6 protein-coding genes are annotated in these 17,837 nt (G+C 76.4%); 1 reads left to right on the top strand and 5 read right to left on the bottom strand.

The features are described 5' to 3' along the window. Window positions 1-19 precede the first annotated feature (19 nt). The 3 genes from IE219_RS16930 to IE219_RS16920 all read right to left on the bottom strand — a co-directional run bounded on the left by IE219_RS16930 (window position 20) and on the right by IE219_RS16920 (window position 15,984). On the bottom strand, window positions 20-14,284 hold the full coding sequence (locus tag IE219_RS16930; protein ID WP_189978161.1) for a non-ribosomal peptide synthetase: 14,265 nt from the start codon (window positions 14,282-14,284) through the stop codon (window positions 20-22). 94 nt (window positions 14,285-14,378) lie between these two features. Next, the gene (gene entS, locus IE219_RS16925; protein WP_189978160.1) at window positions 14,379-15,728 is read right to left on the bottom strand and encodes an enterobactin transporter EntS; all 1,350 of its coding nucleotides are present in this window, start codon (window positions 15,726-15,728) and stop codon (window positions 14,379-14,381) included. Continuing rightward, entirely contained in the window at window positions 15,715-15,984 is a 270-nt protein-coding gene (locus IE219_RS16920; protein WP_189978158.1) for a phosphopantetheine-binding protein, read from the bottom strand. The genes entS and IE219_RS16920 overlap by 14 nt, the downstream gene beginning before the upstream one ends. Before the next feature lie 148 nt (window positions 15,985-16,132). On the opposite strand from IE219_RS16920, the gene IE219_RS16915 reads away from it, so the two are divergent. Then, window positions 16,133-16,627: a GNAT family N-acetyltransferase gene (locus IE219_RS16915; protein ID WP_229849811.1), complete on the top strand. Its 495-nt coding sequence runs from the start codon at window positions 16,133-16,135 to the stop codon at window positions 16,625-16,627. A 46-nt stretch (window positions 16,628-16,673) separates the two neighbouring features. Here the strand turns inward: IE219_RS16915 and IE219_RS16910 are convergent, their stop codons facing one another. Next, complete coding sequence (locus IE219_RS16910) at window positions 16,674-16,883, bottom strand: MbtH family protein (protein ID WP_189978156.1); 210 nt, start codon at window positions 16,881-16,883, stop codon at window positions 16,674-16,676. 199 nt (window positions 16,884-17,082) lie between these two features. Then, window positions 17,083-17,829 (bottom strand): helix-turn-helix transcriptional regulator, encoded by a 747-nt coding sequence (locus IE219_RS16905; RefSeq protein WP_189978153.1) that lies wholly within the window; start codon window positions 17,827-17,829, stop codon window positions 17,083-17,085. Window positions 17,830-17,837 lie beyond the last annotated feature (8 nt).

The following is a 17,837-nucleotide window of genomic DNA, read 5'->3' as shown; positions in this document are numbered from 1 at the left end:
TCCTCGATACGAGCCTGCGTCACTGCTGGGCCCTCCACATTTCTTCGAGCATGGTGATCTGGTTCTGGTCGAGGTCGAGCAGGTCGAGGTCGGACGGGGTGTGCCCGGCCCCGGCCCCGCCCGCCGCCCAGGCCGCGAGCGCGTCGAGGGCGGCCGTCCAGCCGTCCGCGAGCGCCGCGACCGTGTCCTGGGGGAGGGCGTCGCCCGCCCACAGGAAGGAGGCGGTCAGCTCCGGCCCGTCCGGGCCGTGCTCCACCTCCGCGTCCACCTGGAGGGGGTACGCGAGCGGGGCGTCCGGCTCCGGGCCGACGGCGAGCGCGCCGGACTCCTCGGCGGGCCCCCACGGGGTCTGCCGGGCGGCGGTCTGCCGCCCCAGGTAGTTCCACAGGATCTCCGGGCGGTCCGCCGGGTCGAACAGGCCGGCGGTCGCGGCGTTGGCGTACCGCAGCAGCCCGGCGCCGATGCCGCCGTCCGGGACCCCGCGGATCCGCTCCTTGATCTCCTTGAGGGCCGCCCCGGCGTCCTGCGTCCCGCCCACGACCGCACGCGCGTCGTAGGAGTCCGCGGTGAGCCGCAGCGGATACACGCCGGTCAGCCAGCCGACCGTACGGGTCAGGTCGGCGCCCGGCACGAGGTCCTGCTCCCGGCCGTGGCCCTCCAGCTCCACGGTCAGGCCGTTCGCCGGCTTCCCCCGCCGGGCCGCCCAGTCGCCCGCGGCGAGCGCGAGCGCGGTGAGCAGCGTGTCGTTGACCGTGCCGTGGAACGCCTGCGGCACGGCCGTCAGGAGCGGTTCGGTGCGCGCGGCGGAGAGCCGCACGGTCAGCCGCCGCGCGGTCGCCACCGTGTCCCGTACGGGATCGAGCGCACGGTCCGTCAGGAGCCGCCCGCCGGTCGCGGACTCGGCCAGCCACCGCCCCAGCTCGGCGGTCCTGCGCGCGCTCTGCGCCTCGGCGAGCAGTCCCGCCGTCCAGGTGCGCAGCGCCGTCGGCACGGCGTCGAGGACGGGCGTCCGCCCCTCCGCCGCCGCCTCGCACGCGGCCCGCAGGTCCGGCAGCAGGATCTGCCACGACACCTCGTCCACCACCAGGTGGTGGGCGACCAGCAGCAGCCTGCCCGGCGCGCCGGGACCGGCGTCGAAGCGCACGGCCCGCACGGTCCGCCCGGACTCCGGGTCCAGTTCGTCCGCCGCCCGGTCCGACTCGCGGGCGACCAGCTCCCGCAGGGCCCCGGCGCCGAGCCCGGCGGCGTCCACCGTCCGCAGCACCGACGCGGCCGTCAGCGAACCCACCGGGGCGACCTCGGCGCTCCACACCCCGGGCCGGGCCACGGTCAGCACCTGCCGCAGCCCGTCGTGCCCGTCCAGCACCGCCTGGAGCGCCGCCTCCAGGTCCGCGTGCCGCACCCCCGCGGGCAGCAGCACCAGACGGGCCTGGCAGAACCGGCGGTACGGGCCGCCGCGCGCCGCGAACCAGTGCGCCACCGGCGGCAGGACCAGCGGGCCCGTCGCCCGCTCGGCCGGCCGCTCCGGGGCCCTGCCCGCCGGGGCGGCGGGCGCGGCGACGGCGGCCAGACCGGCCGGCGTCGGGTGCTGGAACACCTGGCGGGCCGTCAGCGTGAACCCGGCCTTGCGGGCCAGGCTGACGTACCGGATGGAGACGATGCTGTCGCCGCCCAGCTCGAAGAAGTTGTCGTCGGGCCCCACGGCGGGCAGCCCGAGGACCTCGGCCATCAGCCGTGCCAGCAGCACCGCCGGGGTCTCGGCGGCGGCCTCGGGACCCGCCGCCGGACGGGCCTCCGGCGGTGCGGGCAGGGCGCGGCGGTCGAGCTTGCCGTTGGGGGAGAGGGGGACGGCCGGGATCTCCAGGATCACGGCCGGGACCATGTACTCCGGGAGTCGCGCCGCCGCGTGCGCCCGCAGCGCGTCCGCGTCGAGCGGTCCGCCGCCCGCCGGGACGGCGTAGCCGACGAGCCTGCGCACGCCCGGCCGGTCCTCGCGGACCACCGAGACGGCGCGGGCCACCCCGGGCGCCCCGGAGAGCACCGCGTCGATCTCGCCCAGCTCGATGCGCAGTCCGCGGAGTTTGACCTGGTCGTCGGTGCGGCCGAGGTACTGGAGCCGTCCGTCGTCGTGCCGGACGACGAGGTCGCCGGTGCGGTACATGCGGGAGCCGGCCGGACCGTACGGGTCCGCGACGAATCGTTCCGCCGTCAGGTCGGGTCGGGAGAGGTAGCCGCGGGCGAGCTGGACGCCCGCGAGGTACAGCTCGCCGGGGACGCCGACCGGGACCGGCCGCAGCCGGTGGTCCAGGACGTGGACGCGGGTGTTCCACACGGGGGAGCCGAGGGAGGCCGAGGCTGCCGTCGCGCCGGGGAGGGCGGTGGCGGCGGTGACGTCGACGGCTGCTTCGGTGGGGCCGTACAGGTTCTCCAGGGTGACTGTCCGGTCTCCGGCGGAGGTGTGGAACCGGTTCACCAGGTCGGTCGGCAGGGCCTCGCCGCTGCACACCACGAGCCGCAGGCTCGGGCAGTCCGCGACCTCTGTGTCCGCGACGAACGCGGCCAGCATCGACGGCACGAAGTGCAGCACGCTGACGCGCCGCTCACGGATCACCTCGGCCAGGTACTCCGGGTCCCGGTGCCCGTCGGGCCGGGCGACGACGAGCGGCACGCCCTGGGCGAGGGGCCAGAAGAGTTCCCAGACGGAGACGTCGAAGGTGGTCGGGGTCTTCTGGAGGACCCGGTCGGCGGGCGTGAGCCCGTACGCGCCCTGCATCCACTGGAGGCGGTTGACGATGGCCTCGTGCTCGACCATGACGCCCTTGGGGCGGCCGGTGGAGCCGGAGGTGAAGATCACGTACGCCGGGTGGCGCGGCAGGAGCGGCGCCCGCCGGTCCGCGTCCGTCACCGCGTGCGCGTCCGCGCCCGCCCACTCCGCCGCCACGGCGGCCGAGTCGAGCACGATCCGCTCCGCCGTGAGCCCCGCCGGGAGGTCCGGTGCCGAGGCCGTGTCGGTGAGGACGGCGACGGGCCGGGCCGTCGCGCACATGTGGGTGAGGCGGTCGGCGGGCAGGGTGGGGTCGAGCGGCAGGTAGGCGCCGCCGGCGCGGACCACGGCGTGGATCGCGACGAGGAGGTCGAGCGAGCGAGGGAGGGCCACGGCCACGACCGACTCGGGGCCGACGCCCCGGCCGATCAGCAGTCGGGCGAGGCGGTTGACCCGCGCGTCGAACTCGGTACGGGACAGCTCCTCGTCCTCGAAGATGAGCGCCGGACCCTCGGCCTTCGCCGCGCCCGCCGCCACCAGGTCCGCGAGGGTCCGGGGACCGTCGACCACACGCCCGGTCGCGTTCCACCCCTCCAGGGCGTGCCGCTCGTCCCCGTCCATCAGCTCCAGGGCGGAGACCGGGGTGCCCGGGTCGGCCGCCACGGCGTCCAGGAGGCGGCCGAGCCGCTCCACGAGCCGCTCGGCGCCCGCCCGGCCGAAGAGGTCGGTCGCGTACCGCAGACCGCCCTCGATCCGCCCGTCGTCCTCCGAGCCGCCGAACGCGAACTCCAGGTCGACCTTCGACCCGCCGATCTCCACCGGCAGTTCACGGGCCGCGACCCCGAAGAGCGAGGACACCTCGGTGGACACCGAGTGGTACGTCACCATCGCCTGGAACAGCGGGTTGCGGGCCTGCGAGCGGGCCGCGCCCACCGCCTCCGCCACCGCCTCCAGCGGCAGGTCGGCGTGGGCGAAGCCCGCGAGCCCGATGTCCCGCACCCGGCCGACGAGTTCGGTGAACGTCGGCTCGCCCGACAGGTCCGCGCGCAGCACGAGCGTGTTCAGGAAGAAGCCCACGAGCCCGTCGAGCCGCTCGTCGCCGCGCCCGGAGACCGGGGTGCCGAGGGGGATGTCGTCCCCGGCGCCGAGCCGGTGCAGCAGGGCCGCGACGGCCGCGTGCACCACCATGAACATCGTCGCGCCGGAGGTGCGGGCGATCCGGGCGAGCCCGGCACCCGTCGCGGCGGAGACGGCGAACGGGACCACGTCACCGCCGTGCGTCGGCGTCACCGGGCGCGGGGTGTCGGTGAAGAGGCCCAGTTCCTCCGGGAGTCCGGCCAGGGCCTCCCGCCAGTAAGCGGTCTGGCGCGCCGCCGGAGAATCCGACTCCGCCGCGTCACCCAGGAGTTCGTACTGCCACAGGGCGTAGTCGGCGTACTGGACGGGGAGTTCGGGGAACTCCGGGGCCCGTCCGGCGGCGCGGGCGCCGTAGGCGGTGTCGAGATCGGTGAGGAGCGGCCCGGTGGACCACTCGTCGGTCGCGATGTGGTGCAGCAGCACCACGAGGACGTGCTCCTCGTCGGAAGCGCTGAGCAGCGTCACCCGTACCGGAATCTCCCGGGCCAGGTCGAAGACGTGCCGGGAGGCGGCCTCCGCCTCGGCGGCCAGCTCGCCGGCGCGCACGCGGCGCGCCGCGAACGGCACCCGGGCCTCGCCGGGCGCCAGGACCCGCTGGTACGGCTCGCCGTCCGCCTCCGCGAACACGGTCCGCAGCACCTCGTGCCGCGCCACCACGTCCGCCACGGCGGCCCGCACGGCCTCCGCGTCCACGGGCCCGTCGAGCCGGACCGCGAAGGGCACGTTGTACGCGGTCCCCGGCCCCCGCACGCTGTCGAAGAGCCACAGGCGACGCTGGGCGTACGACAGCGGCAGCCGCTCGGGCCGCACGGCGGGGGCGAGGGCGGGCCGCCCGGAGGCGGTGCGCTCCGCGAGCCGGGCCGCGAGCGCCGCGACCGTCCGCGCCTCGAAGACGTCCCGCACCGAGCACTCCACGCCGAGCGCGGACCGCATCCGGCCCGCCGCGCGGGCCGCGAGCAGGGAATGCCCGCCGAGGTCGAAGAAGTCGTCCTCGACACCGGCCGTCTCCAGACCGAGCACGGCCGAGACGATCCCGAGCAGGATCTCCTCCCGGGCGTCCCTCGGCGCCCGCGAGGGCCCGGCGACGGCGTCCGGCGGTGCGGGCAGGGCGCGGCGGTCGAGCTTGCCGTTGGGGGAGAGCGGCACGGCCGGGATCTCCACGAGTACGGCCGGGACCATGTACTCCGGCAGGCGGGAGGCCGCGTGGGCGCGCACCGCGTCCACGGGGACCGGCCCGTCACCGGTGCCGACGACGTACCCCACCAGCCGCTGCACGCCGGGCCGGTCCTCGCGGACCAGCGTCACCGCGTGCGCCACGCCGGGGGCGGACGCCAGGACCGCGTCGATCTCGCCGAGTTCGATGCGCAGTCCGCGCAGCTTGACCTGGTCGTCGGTGCGGCCGAGGTACTGGATCCGGCCGTCCGCGTGCCGGACGACGAGGTCGCCCGTGCGGTACATGCGGGAGCCGGCCGGACCGTACGGGTCCGCGACGAATCGTTCCGCCGTCAGGTCGGGTCGGGAGAGGTAGCCGCGGGCGAGCTGGACTCCGGCGAGGTACAGCTCGCCGGGCACGCCGACCGGGACGGGCTGGAGGCGCCCGTCCAGGACGTGGACGCGGGTGTTCCAGACCGGGGAGCCGAGGGAGGCGGAAGCCGTGGTGGCGCCGGGGAGGGCGGTGGCGGCGGTGACGTCGACGGCGGCTTCGGTGGGGCCGTACAGGTTCTCCAGGGTGACCGTCCGGTCTCCGGCGGAGGCGTGGAACCGGTCCACGAGGTCGGTCGGCAGGGCCTCGCCGCTGCACACGACCAGCCGCAGGCTCGGGCAGTCCGCCACCGTCGCCGAGTCCAGGAACGCGGCGAGCATCGACGGCACGAAGTGCAGCACGCTGACGCGCTGTTCGCGGATCACCTCCGCGAGGTGTTCGGGGTCCTTGTGGCCGTCGGGCCGCGCGATGACCAGCGGCACGCCCTGGGCGAGCGGCCAGAACAGTTCCCAGACGGAGACGTCGAACGTGGTCGGGGTCTTCTGGAGGACCCGGTCGGCCGGGGTCAGCCGGTAGGTGCCCTCCATCCAGGCCAGGCGGTTGACGATGGCCTCGTGCTCGACCATGACGCCCTTGGGGCGGCCGGTGGAGCCGGAGGTGAAGATCACGTACGCCGGGTGGCGCGGCAGCAGGGGGGAGCACCGGTCCGCGTCCGTGATCCCGGTGTCCGCGAGAGCGGCCAGCTCCGCGCGCACCTCGGGCGCGTCCAGGGCGACCGGCCCGGTCACCGCACCGGCCGGCAGCGTGCCGAGCGACGGCAGGTCCGTCAGGACGCACACCGGACGCGCGGTGTCCGTCATGTGGGTGAGGCGGTCGGCGGGCAGGGTGGGGTCGAGCGGCAGGTAGGCGCCGCCGGCCCGGACCACGGCGTGGACGGCGATCAGTAGGCCGAGCGAGCGGGGCAGGGCCACGGCCACGACCGACTCGGGTCCGACGCCCCGGCCGATGAGGAGCCGGGCGAGGCGGTTGACCCGCGCGTCGAACTCGGTACGGGACAACTCCTCGCCCTCGAAGACCAGGGCCGGGCCCTCGGCCTTTTCGGCACCCGTCGCCACCAGGTCCGCGAGGGTCCGGGGGCCGTCCACGACACGGCCGGTCGCGTTCCACTCCTCCAGGACCCGGCGCCGCTCGTCCCCGTCCATCAGAGCGGCCGAGGACACGGGAGCGTCGGGCGCGGTCGCCACGGCGTCCAGGAACAGGACGAGCCGCTCCGTCAGGCGCTCGGCGCCCGCACGGTCGAAGAGGTCCGTCGCGTACCGCACGCCGCAGGTCATCCCGGTGCCGTCCGCGTCCCGCGTGCGCCGGAACAGGATCTCCAGGTCGAACTTGGCGGCCCCGCCCCGCACCGGGAACTCGGTGGCGTCGGTGCCGAGCAGCCGGGAGAGGTCCGGGCCGCCGCCCTCGTACGCCACCATCGTCTGGAACAGCGGGTGGCGGGCGAGCGAACGGACCGGCGCGACCGCCTCCACGACGGCGTCGAAGGGTAGGTCGGCGTGGTCGAGGGCCGCGAGTCCCGCCGTGCGGGCGCGGCCGAGCAGTTCGGTGAAGGACGGGTCGCCGGACAGGTCGGTGCGCAGGACGGCCGTGTTCACGAAGAAGCCGACGAGACCGTCCAGGGCCGGGTCGGAGCGGCCCGCGACCGGGGTGCCGAGGGGGATGTCGTCCCCGGCGCCGAGCCGGTGGAGCAGGGCCGCGACGGCCGCGTGCACCACCATGAACATGGTCGCGCCGGAGTCCGCCGCCAGCCGGTCGAGGCGGGCGACCAGCCGCCCCGGGAGCGCGGTGGTGACGGTGTCGCCCCGGTGGGTCGGGGCGGCGGGCCGGGGCCGGTCGGCGGGCAGTGCCAGCTCCTCCGGCAGCCCCGCGAGGGCGTCGCGCCAGAAGGCGGACTGGCGGGCGGCGAGGGAGGACGGGTCCGCCGCGTCACCGAGGAGTCCGTCCTGCCAGAGGGCGTAGTCGGCGTACTGGACGGGGAGTTCGGGGAAGTCCGGGGACCGGCCCGCGAGACGCGCGGTGTAGGCGGTGTCCAGGTCGGTCAGGAGCGGTCCGGCGGACCACTCGTCGGTCGCGATGTGGTGCAGCAGCACCACGAGCACGTGCTCGCCGTCGGGCGTTTCGAACAGGGTGACGTGGAGCGGGAGTTCGTCCTCCAGGCCCAGAGGCTCCGCGATCGCCGCCTCCACCGCGTCCGCGAGCGCCTCGGGAGCCACTTCGCGGACCGCGAACGGCACCCGGGCCTCGCCGGGCGCCAGGACCCGCTGGTACGGCTCGCCGTCGGCCTCCACGTATACGGTCCGCAGCACCTCGTGACGGGCCGTCAGGTCGTCGAACGCGGCGCGCAGGGCGTCGGCGTCGGGCCGTTCCCGCAGCCGCAGGGCCAGCGGGACGGTGTAGGTGGAGCTCGCGCCGTCCATGCCGTACTGGAACCACAGGCGACGCTGGGCGTGCGACAGCGGCAGTCGCTCGGGCCGCACGGCGGCGGGGGCGAGGGCGGGCCGCCCGGAGGCGGTGCGCTCCGCGAGCCGGGCCGCGAGCGCCGCGACCGTCCGCGCCTCGAAGACGTCCCGCACCGAGCAGGCGCGGCCCGCCGCCCGCACCCGGGCCACCAGGCGCGTCGCGAGCAGCGAGTGCCCGCCGAGCGCGAAGAAGTCGTCCTCGGCGCCGATCGACGCCAGGCCCAGCACCTCCGCGAACGCCCCCGCGAGCCGCTCCTCCGTCTCGCCGCGCGGGGCGCGGGACGGCGCGGCGGCCGTCACGGCGGGCGCGGGCAGGGCGGCCCGGTCCAGCTTGCCGTTGACGTTCACCGGCAGCGCGTCCAGGGCGACGACCGCCGCCGGGACCATGTACTCCGGCAGCCGGGCCGCGACCGCGCGGCGCACCGCGTCCGGGTCGGCGCCGCCGGTCACGTACGCCACCAGGCGCGGTATCCCCGGGACGTCCTCGCGGACCAGGACGGCCGCCGACGTCACCCCCTCACAGGCCGTCAGTTCGCTCTCGATCTCGCCGGGTTCGATCCGGAAGCCGCGGATCTTCACCTGGTCGTCGGCGCGGCCCAGGAACTCGATCAGGCCGTCGGGGCGGTGGCGCGCCAGGTCGCCGGTGCGGTACATGCGGGAGCCGGGCGGGCCGTACGGGTCGGCTACGAACCGCTCGGCGGTGAGCGCCGGACGGCCCAGGTAGCCACGGGCGTTCTGGTCGCCCGCCAGGTACAGCTCGCCGGGCACGCCCGGCGGCACCGGCCGCAGCCGGGCGTCCAGGACGTGCGCCCGGGTGTTGTCGAGCGGCCGGCCCACCACCGGGGTCGCGCAGTTGGTGACCCGGGCGACCAGGGCGTCCACCGTGAACTCGGTGGGACCGTAGTAGTTGACGGTCTCCACACCGGGGACCGCGCGCAGCTCCGTCCACAGCGCGGGCGGCACGGCCTCGCCGCCGAGCAGCAGCAGCGGGGGCCGGTGGCCGCCGGTGAGGAGGCCCGCGTCGATCAGGTGGCGGCCGTACGACGGGGTGACGTCGAGCGCGTCGATCCGCGCCTCCCGCACGTGCGCGACGACCGCGTCCGCGTCGCGCCGCCCGTACTCGTCGAGGACGTGCAGCTCGTGCCCCGCGATCAGCCACAGGAGCTGCTCCCACGAGGAGTCGAAGGAGAACGAGGCGGTGTGCAGGGCCCGCACGCGCCGCCCGAGCCGGTCCGCGACCGGGCGGTGGAGCCGCCGCTCGTGGTCCCGGTACAGGTTCGTCAGACCGGCGTGGGGCAGGCCCACGCCCTTGGGACGGCCGGTGGAACCCGAGGTGTAGACGACGTACGCCAGGTCGTCCGGGCCCGGCGCGCGGAGCATCGTGCCCCGGGCGGCCGCCCGCCGGTCCCGTACCGCCGGATCGTCCAGGACCAGCCGGGGCGCACCGGTCGCGTCCGGCACCCGCCCGGCCACGGCCCGGGTGGTGACGACGAGGACGGGGGCGGCGTCGGCCAGCATGTACGCCAGCCGCTCCTCCGGGTGGTCCAGGTCGAGCGGCAGGTAGGCGCCGCCGGCCTTGAGGACGGCGAAGGCGGCGACGACCGAGTCGGCCGAGCGGGGCACGGCGAGCGCCACGACCGCGTCCGGCCCGACGCCCTCCCCGGCGAGCAGCAGCGCGAGCCGGGTGACCCGGTCGTCCAGCTCGGCGAAGGTGAGGCTCAGGTCGCCGCAGACCAGGGCGGTGGCGTCCGGGGTCTGCCGGGCGCGCTCGGCCAGGATCTCCACGACGGTCGCGCCGGGGCGGTCGGTGCCGGTGGTGCCCGGGTGGTCCACGGCGGTGTCGTTCCACCGCTCCAGGAGCGCCCGCTCCTCGTCGGAGCACAGCTCGTACGCGGAGACCGGGAGGTCCGGGGCGGCGACGGCCCGGTCCAGGAGGCGGAGGAGCCGGTCGGCGAGCGCGTCGGCCGTGGCCCGGTCGAAGAGGGCGGACGCGTAGAAGAGCTCCAGGTCCAGCGCGTCGCCGTGGGCGCTGTCGGAGAAGGTGATGTCGAGGTCGAACTTGGTGACGCCCGGATCGGTGCGGTCCACGGCCGCGTCCAGGCCGAACAGGGCGCGCACGTCCTGGGTGACGGTGCTGTGCGACACCATGGTCTGGAAGACCGGGTGCCGGGTGAGGGAACGCTCCGGGGCGACCGCCTCCACCACCGCGTCGAACGGCAGGTCGGCGTGGTCGAGCGCGGCCAGGTCGGCGCCGCGCACCCGCTCCAGGAGGGCGGCGAACGACGGATCGCCGGACAGGTCGGCGCGCAGCACCACCGTGTTCACGAAGAAGCCGACGAGACCGTCCAGGGCCGGATCGGAGCGGCCCGCGACCGGGCTGCCGAGCGGGATGTCGTCGCCCCCGCCGAGCCGGTGCAGCAGGGCGGCGACGGCCGCGTGCACGACCATGAAGACGCTGGTGCCGGACGTGCGCGCCAGGCGGCGGACACCGGTGGCGAGGGCGGCGGGCACCTCGCGGTGCACCATGCCGCCCGCGTGGTCGGGCGCGGCGGGCCGGGGCCGGTCGGTGGGGAGGGGCAGCTCGGCGGGCAGCCCGGCGAGCGCCTCCCGCCAGAAGGCGGCCTGCCGGGCGGCCGGGGACCCGGGGTCCGCCGGGTCGCCGAGGGCGGCGCGCTGCCAGAGCGCGTAGTCGGCGTACTGCACCGGCAGCGGGGCGAAATCGGGCGCCTCGCCCCGGAGCCGGGCCGCGTAGGCGTGCTCCAGGCCGTGCAGGAACGGGCCCATCGACCACTCGTCGCTCGCGATGTGGTGCAGCAGCACCACCAGGGCGTCGGCGCCGCGCTCGGCGTCGCGGACCAGGGTGACCCGGACCGGGGCCTCGGCCGACAGGTCGAAGAGGTGGCCGAGGGCCGCCGCCACGGCCGCGTCGACACGGTCCGGGGAGGTCTCCTCCACGCGCAGCCGCACCCCGGCGTCGGCCGGGGCCAGGATCCGCTGGTACGGCGCGCCGTCGCGCTCCGCGAAGACCGTGCGCAGCGCCTCGTGCCGGGCCACCACGTCCCCGAGGGCCGCGTCCAGGGCCGCCGGGTCCAGGAGCGTGCCGAACCGGGCCACGAACGGGATGTTGTACGTGGCGCTGGGGCCTTCGAGCTGGTGCAGGAACCAGAGGCGGTGCTGCGCGTCGGACAGCGGAAGGACCTCGGGCCGCTCCCCGGCGGTGAGCGGCGGGCGGGCGGCCGGCGCGGCGCGGGCGGCCAGCCGCTCGGCCAGGGCCGCCGGCGTCCTGGCCTCGAAGACGTCCCGCACGCCGCAGTCGGCGCCCAGCGCGGTGCGCAGCCGGGCGGCGACCCGGGCGGCGAGCAGCGAATGCCCGCCGAGGTCGAAGAAGTCGTCGGCGGGGCCGGCCGAGGCCAGCTCCAGGACGTCCGCGTACACCCCCGCGACGATCTCCTCGCGGGCGTCGCGCGGGGTCCGGCCCGCGGTCGCGGCGGCCCCGGCCAGGTCGGGGGCGGGCAGCGCGCGCCGGTCCACCTTGCCGTTCGCGGTGAGCGGGAAGGCGTCCAGGACCACCACCGCCGACGGCACCATGTGCGCGGGCAGCCGCTCGCCCGCCGCCGCGCGCAGCCCGGCCGGGTCCGGGGCGGAGCCGGCCGCGCCGGTCACGTACCCGACCAGGAGCGGGGAGCCGGGGACGTCCTCGCGGACCACGACCACGGCCCGGTCCACCTCCGGACGGTCCGTCAGGACGGTCTCGATCTCGCCGGGTTCGATGCGGAAGCCGCGCACCTTCACCTGGTCGTCGGCGCGGCCCAGGAAGTCGAGGACGCCGTCGGGGCGGCGGCGCACCAGGTCGCCGGTGCGGTACATGCGGGAGCCGGGCGGGCCGTACGGGTCGGCGGTGAACCGCTCGGCGGTCAGTGCGGGGCGGCCCAGGTAGCCGCGCGCCAGCTGGTCGCCCGCCAGGTACAGCTCGCCGGGGCGGCCGTGCGGGACGGGGCGCAGCGCGGAGTCGAGGACGTGGGCCCGGGTGTTCGGGAACGGCAGGCCGATGTCCGGGGTGCCGGTGTGGTCGGGGGCGAGGCCGGCGGAGGTGGCCCAGACGGTCGCCTCGGTCGGCCCGTACACGTTGGTGACCGAGGAGGCCGTGCGGGCGAGGCGCTCGGCGAGGGCGGCGGGCAGCGCCTCGCCGCCGACGAGGACCCGGGTGCCGGCCAGGGCGCGCGGGGCCCCCTCCTCCAGCAGGGCGTGCCACAGCGACGGCGTCGCCTGCATGACGGCCGGCCGGTGGGCCTCGACCAGGGCGGCGAGCGCCGCCGGGTCGCGGACGGTGTCGCGGCCCGCGAGGACGACCGCCGCGCCGCTGATCAGCGGGACGTGGATCTCCAGGGCGGCGATGTCGAAGGAGACCGTGGTGACGGCGACGAGCCGGTCGCCGGGACCCATGGCCAGCTCGCGGGCCTGCGTGCGCAGGAAGGTGGCGAGCGCGGAGTGCGGGATCACCACGCCCTTGGGGCGGCCGGTGGAGCCCGAGGTGTGGATGACGTACGCCGGGTGCGCGCCGTCCGGGACCGGCAGCGGTCCGGCCGTCGGGGCGGCGGGGTCCGCGAGGGCGGCCAGGACGTCGGGGGAGTCCAGGACGAGGGTCTCGGTGCCGGGCACGTCGGGGGCGTCGGGCGCGGCGGCCAGGGTGGTCAGGACGCAGACCGGGCGGGCGTCCTCGACCATGAACTCCAGCCGCTCGGCCGGGTATTCGAGGTCGAGCGGCAGATAGGCGCCGCCCGTCCTGAGGACGGCGAGCAGGGCGACGATCAGCTCGGGGCCGCGCGGCAGGGCGAGACCGGCGAACCGCTCGGGGCCGACGCCGTGCGCGGCGAGCAGCCGGGCCAGCCGGTCGACGCGGGCGTCGAGTTCCGCGTACGTGAGCTCCTCGCCGCCCGCGACGAGCGCGACGGCCCCGGGGTTCTCCCGCACCCGGGCGGCGAAGCCCTCCACGACGGTGCCGGGCGCGGGCTCGCCGGAGGCCGCGGCGGCCCGTTCCGCGAGCCCGCGCAGGGCGGCGGCGTCGAGGAGGTCGGGGCGGCCCACCGGGGCGTCCGGTCCCAGGGCGGCGGCCTCGGTGAGGAAGTGGACGAACTCGGCGCCGCGCGCCTCCAGTTCGGATTCGTCGTAGGCGCGCGGGTTGCCGTCGAGTTCGAGGACGATGCGGCCGGTGGGGGTGTCGTGGCGGACGGCCAGGGTGAGGTCGTCGACCGGCCCGGCGGCCACGTTGTGCACGGTGCCGGGGGCTCCGGCGAAGTCGAGGGCGTTGTCGAACGCCTTGACGTTGACCATCGGTCCCAGCGGGCCCCGGTCGCGGCCGACGAGCCCGAGGTCGCGGCGGATGTCCTCGGCGCGGTGGCGCTGGTGGCGGCGCAGGTCGCGGACGCCTGCGGCGACCTCGGCGACCAGCTCGCCCAGGGGGAGGTCCGGGCGGACCGCGACGCGCAGCGGCAGCACGTTGACCACCATCGCCGGGACGGCGAGGGCGGCCGAACCCAGACGGGCCATCGCGGGCAGCGACAGCACCACGTCCCGGTCGCCGGTGGAGCGGTGCAGGAAGGCGGCGAAGGCGGCCGTCACCACGTCCGCCCAGGTCGCCTTCGCGGCGCGGGCCAGCGCGAACACCCCGGCGGTCGCCTCGGGCGTGAGGGCGGCCCCGGTGCGCAGGAATCCGGGCGCGGCCGGGAAGGAGGCGCCGGACAGCGGCTCGTGGTCGCCCAGGTCCGCGAGCCGGTCCCGCCAGTAGGCGCGGTCGGCGGCGTACCGCTCGCCGTCCCGGTGGGCGGCCTCCTCCTCGACCACGGCCGACAGCGGGCCGAACGGCGAGGGAGCGGGCTCCTCGCCGCGCGCGAGCGCCGTGTAGACCTCGGCGGTGCGGCGGGACAGCAGGGAGAAGCCGTAGGCGTCGAGCGCGATGTGGTGGACGCGCTGGTACCAGAGCGTGCGGTCCGGGGCGACCCGGTGCAGGGCGAAGCCGAACAGCGGGGCGGTGGCCGGGTCGGCGGGCGCGGCCATGTCGGCGCGCATCGCGGCGAGCGCGGCGGCTTCCGGATCGGCCGCGCCGAGGTGGTCGACGACGGTGACGACGGGGCCGTCCGGGGGAGTGTCGGCGAGGAGCTGGAAGGGCTGCCCGTCCTCGTCCTCCCCGAAGCGGACGGTGAGGGCCTCGCACTCCCCGACGACGCGGCGCAGGGCCGTCGCGAAGAGGTCCGGGTCGAGCGCGCCGTCGACGGCGACGTACTGGCCGACGTTGTAGACCGGGGAGTCGGGGTCGAGCCGCTGGCCGTACCAGACACCGGTCTGGGCCCCGGTCAGGGCGAGGCGTCGCAGGGCACGCTCGGTCATGGGTCTTGCTCCAGGGGTCATCCGCGGCGGCTCGGGGCCGGACGCGGGACGGGACGGGAGGGACGGGAGGGGGGTGTCTTCCGCCGGGCCGGGATCAGCCGGCGGCGGCCCGCGGGGCTTCTTCGGCGGGGGAGGGGGCCGGGGCGGGGTCACCGGGCGGGCCGTCGGGCCCGGCCTCCTCCTCCTTCTCGCGGGGGAGGGTCGCCCCGCGCAGGCCGGGGACGGTGACGGCCACGACCACGGCGGCCGCCGCGCACACCACGCCGTTCACGACGGCGGCACCGGCCGGGTTGAACCACCGTGCGACCAGGGCGACTTCGACGTCGCCGACGATGTCTCCGGTGGTTCCCTGGGCGGTGAGGACGCTCACCATGCGGCCGCGCAGCCGGTCCGGGGTGCCGTGCTGGACGAGGGCGTATTCGAGGATCTCGTACACCGTCCCGGCGGCGCCGCCCAGGGCCAGCGCGGCGAAGGCGACGGCGGCGCTGCCGCTGAGGCCGAAGCCGACGATGGCCAGGCCGCCGACGAAGGCGGCGGTGAGCAGCAGGCGTCCGGGGCGGGCGGCGCGGGTGATCCAGCCGCTGGTGGCGGAGACGAGGATCGCGCCGACGGCCGGGGCGGTGTACAGCAGGCCGAGCATGACCTCGCCGCCGCCGAACCGCTTGTCGACCAGTTCGGGGAAGAGTACGACCGGCATGTTGAACAGGGCGTTGATCCCGCCGAGGACGAGGAGGCCGCCGACGACGCGGTCGCGCACGGCGAACCGGAAGGCCGCGAGCGGCGACCCCGTGTCCCTGTCCCCGTCGCCGTCCGTGTCGTCCTCGTCCCCGTCGTCGCCGACGGGCGGCAGCGGCCGGAGGCGGAGGAGGAGCAGGGTGGTGACGGCGGTGGTGGCGGCGGTGAGGGCGAAGACCGGTCCGGGGCCGGAGAGGGCGAGCAGGATGCCGCCGAGGAAGGGGGCGGCGACCGAGCCGATCTCGCCGGTGAGGGAGATCAGGGCGCCGGCGGCGGGGAGTTGGTCGGGGCGGACCAGGGTGGGGGCGACGGCCATCAGGGCGGTGACGCTCACCCCGGTGGCGAGTCCGTCCCACGCGACGCACAGGTAGACCGCCCACAGGCTCGGCTCGGGCGTGAAGGCGTTGACCGCCAGGCCGGCGAAGGCGAGGGCGGCGGAGGCGCGCGCCCACAGGATCAGCTTCCGCCGGTCCATGCGGTCCGCGGCCCAGCCGCCCCAGAGGGAACCCGCCAGCACGGTGACGCTCATGATCATGCCGGAGACGGCGACGCCGAAGGTGGTCCCCGTCAGGTCGTAGACCTGCTTGGACAGGGCGACGGTGGCCATGCCGAGGCCGAAGAGGGACACGATCCGGGCGAGGAAGACCGCCCGGAAGTCGCGGCTGGTCCGCAGCGGGCCGATGTCGACGAGGAGGTCAGCCGCGCGCACGGGGCGCTCCCGACGGCCGCCCGAGGAGGGCGGCCCACTCCCGGAGGGTGGGGTGTTCGGCGAGTTCGACGAAACCGGTCTCGGCGCCGTCGGCGCGCCAGGTCTCGACCAGCGACATCAGCCGGATCGAGTCCAGGCCCTGGTCGATCAGGCTCTCGTCGGGGTCGATCTCGCCGGGCTCGACGTAGAGCACGCCGGCGACGTCGCGGACGAGCCGCTCCAGGGCGAAGGTCTGCGATCCGGCCGTGTCGGCCATGGGGGTGCCTCTGCTTTCCCGTCCGATGGATCAAGATTACTTAGGTAAGGCTTACCTAACTTACTATCGTGCAGTCAAACGGCCGCCGTGGTCCCGCGGTGGTCCGCCGAGTCGTCAGTCACCCGAGAGCGAGAAGAAGTTGAACCCTGTGCTGCCCCGCCCGGAGCTCCCCCCGCTCCCCGTCGTCGCCGTCCGGGCCGCCGGGAGCGGGGACGCCGAAGCGGTCCACCGGCTGTCCCGGCCGTTCGTGCGCGAAGGGGCCCTGCGCGACCGCTCCCTCGCCGAACTGGCGCGCGGTGCGCGGGACTTCCTGGTAGCCGAGAGCGAGGGCGGGGAACCGGTGGGCTGCGTGGGGGTCTGCGGCCGGACCGACGCGCGAGGGCGCGGGGCGGCCGTGCTCTACAACTTCTGCGTGGCGTCCGGGAGTCAGGGCCGGGGCGTGGGCTCCGCGCTGCTCGCCGCCGCCCTCCGGGAGGCCGGGGCGCGCGGCGCCGTCCGGATCTTCGCGGCGACCACCGGCGGCGCGCTGCTGTTCCTGCGGCACGGGTTCGCCGCGGGCGGCGAGGAGGAGGCGCCGCCCGGGTGGCGGGCCTCGCTCGACCCCGCGCGCGGCTCCCGGATCCTGGTCCGCGTCCTGGGGTGACGCGGAGCGCTCCCGGCCGGCCGGGAACGCTCCCTCCCCGGGGGCGTCAGGGGCGGGCGGCGAGGCTCGCCGGGCGCAGGTCCGTCCAGTGCTCCTCGGTGTACGCCGCGCAGCCCTGCCGGGAGTCCTCGCCGTGCACCACGGTCCAGCCGTCCGGCACCTCGGCGAAGACGGGCCAGAGCGAGTGCTGGTTCTCGGCGTTGACGAGCACGTAGTAGCGGGCGTCGTCGTCCTCGAAGGGGTTGGTCGCGGTCATGGGTCTCTCCTCGCGCCGGTACGGCCCCGGGGCCCGCCCGGCGGGCGGGGTGCGGGAGCCGTGGGTTCGGGTCGGTGGGGCGCCCAGGAGCTGGGCGTATTAGGTAAGGCTTACCTAAGATTGCCTGGGTCGCGGTGGCTGTCAAGTCGCCTCCCGACGGCCGCCCTTCGGGCGCGCGGGGCGCCCGGAGGGGCTCCGCTCACCGCGCGGAGCGCCCCGTGTGCTCCCTGGTCCAGGCGCCGGGCGTCCGTCCGAAGTGCCTCCGGAACGCCATGATGTAGCCGTTGGCGCTGGTGAATCCGACCCGGGCGGCGACCGTGCCGACCTGCTGGCCCCGGGTCAGCAGGTCGAGCGAGTGGTTGAGGCGGGCCCGGGTCCGCCACTCGGAGAAGGCCAGTCCGGTCTCGGTGCGGAAGGCCCGGCGCAGGCTGGTCGAACTCACGTAGAGGCTCTCGGCCCACTCCGTCGCGGTGCGCGGATCGTCGGGCCGCCGGAGCAGGGCCCCGGCGACGGCGCGGGTCGCCTCGCCGGTCGGGTGCGGCAGCGGCAGCCGGGCGGCGTGGCCGGTCCCGGTGCGGGTCAGGGCGGCGAACAGCCCCGCCCGCCCGTCCTCCTCGCCGTCCCCGCGCGTCCGGGCCAGCAGCCGCCGATGGGCGTCGCCGTCGAGGCGGACCGCGGTGGCCCGGGCGAACGGCAGCGGGTGCGCGACCGGGTCGAACGGCTCGGCCAGGACCAGCGATTCGGGGTCGAAGCGGGCGCTGTGCGGGGTCCCCGCCGGCAGCCACAGGGCCACGGGCGAGGAGAGCGCGTGCTCGCCGTCCGGCGTGGTGACGGTGATCCGCCCCAGCGGGGCGTACAGGAGCTGGTGGAAGTCGTGCGTGTGCGTCGGGTGTCCCGTCGCGGTGATGCGGACCTCGTCCGGCGTCCGTGTCCTGTGGTCGGCCATGAGGCCAC

It is taken from the genome of Streptomyces termitum (assembly GCF_014650175.1).
Taxonomy (GTDB): Bacteria; Actinomycetota; Actinomycetes; order Streptomycetales; family Streptomycetaceae; genus Streptomyces; species Streptomyces termitum.
The sequence above is the reverse complement of the archived record's forward strand: the minus strand, read 5'-3'. Positions and strand labels throughout refer to the sequence as shown.

Bases quoted from the DNA above. Each gene is read 5' to 3' on its own strand.
- IE219_RS16930 (WP_189978161.1), bottom strand. From the start codon at position 14,284: ATGACCGAGCGTGCCCTGCGACGCCTCGCCCTGACCGGGGCCCAGACC.
- IE219_RS16920 (WP_189978158.1), bottom strand. From the start codon at position 15,984: ATGGCCGACACGGCCGGATCGCAGACCTTCGCCCTGGAGCGGCTCGTC.
- IE219_RS16910 (WP_189978156.1), bottom strand. From the start codon at position 16,883: ATGACCGCGACCAACCCCTTCGAGGACGACGACGCCCGCTACTACGTG.
- IE219_RS16905 (WP_189978153.1), bottom strand. From the start codon at position 17,829: ATGGCCGACCACAGGACACGGACGCCGGACGAGGTCCGCATCACCGCG.